Annotated in this window: 2 protein-coding genes; both read right to left on the bottom strand. The window is 64.7% G+C overall.

Annotated elements, in window-relative coordinates; translation table 11 throughout:
- The coding region (locus CDE01S_RS17945) for a Bug family tripartite tricarboxylate transporter substrate binding protein (RefSeq protein ID WP_281179380.1) at positions 1–260 on the bottom strand (260 nt) is incomplete at its 3' end.
- 37 nt (positions 261–297) lie between these two features.
- The coding region (locus CDE01S_RS17940; protein ID WP_066710924.1) for an aromatic ring-hydroxylating oxygenase subunit alpha at positions 298–1,262 on the bottom strand (965 nt) is incomplete at its 5' end.

Raw genomic sequence — 1,262 nt, 5'->3', positions numbered from 1 at the left:
TCTGGTGTGGACCTGACGACCTCGCTGGCACCGATGTTGCCGCCCGCGCCGGGTTTGTTGTCCACCACCACCGGCTGGCCCAGGGCCTCCTGCAGCTTGGGGGCCACCAGACGCGCCAGCACGTCGTTGGTGCTGCCGGTGATGGGCACGACGATGCGCACCGGCTTGCTCGGCGCCCACTCGCCGCCCTGGGCCCATGCACCGAGGCACGTGCAGGCCGAGATCACGGCCGCAGCCGCGATCCGCTTCAGATGTGTCATGTATGTCTCCTGTGTTGTTGTCGGATGCGGTTTGCCCTCAGAGGCTGAACACCGGCTTGTGGATGCTGTCGGCCAGATTCTCCCGCGCCCATTCCACCGGGTCCTGGTCCTTGGGCAGCAGCACGCCGGCCGGGCGTACCCGCTGCTCGCTCGCATCCAGCGCCGGCGGCTCCTGGCCCTCTCCCAGGCCGAGCGCTGCCTCATGCAGCATGCGCCGCGCCATGACGATTGCCTTGTCGGTCGGCAGCAGCTGCTCAGCCTCGTGGTTCTGGATCGTCCCCATGCTTTCCTGCAGCGAGTAGTCCTGAGCAGCAAAGCCGAAGATGCCGCTGTAGGAGCGTTTTTCCTTCTGCGCCACGCGGTCCATCATGTAATCGTTGTCGCGGTTGGCCTTGGGGATGAAGCTACCCGGCGCTTCGTACTCCACATGGATACCTTTGCCGGCCTCCATTGCCGAACGCTCCGCGGCCGACAGGGGCCGGCTGGGCTGCCAATTGATACTCCAGGCCCAGCAGCTGTGGTCGTCGATCGGGACCCACACGTGGCCGCCCAGTGCGTGCTCGCCGAACGGGGCGATCAGGGTGAACCAAGGGAACAGCCACTGGGTGACGCGCCAGTAGTAGGAATCGGGTTCGCCGTTGCGGCGGCCGAACAGACTCAGACCGAACGGTGTCTTTTCGATCTCGAACATCACGTTGCCGTCGGCCTTGATGTAGTCGAGCGCCTTGACGCCTTGATGCATCGGGTCCGAATCCACTTCGAAGCTGTGCACGTAGGAAACGTGCGCAGTGTCAATACCGCCCTCCATGGCTTGCAGGTAGTTAGAGTACTGCAGACGCTTGGAAACGAACACGTGGTCGGCTGGCAGCGTGCACCACTCCAACTCGGGCGGCGCCGGCTGCTTGTCGGCCGGACCCATGTAGGTCCAGACGATGCCGCCACGCTCGATGCAGGGATAAGCCTTGATGTGCATGCGGGCGCAGGCCTGCGGCGAAGAGGGCA

The organism is Curvibacter delicatus NBRC 14919, from assembly GCF_001592265.1.
GTDB classification, from domain to species: domain Bacteria; phylum Pseudomonadota; class Gammaproteobacteria; order Burkholderiales; family Burkholderiaceae_C; genus Hylemonella; species Hylemonella delicata.
Note: the sequence above shows the minus strand (reverse complement) of the source record. Positions and strands in the feature narration are given on the sequence as shown.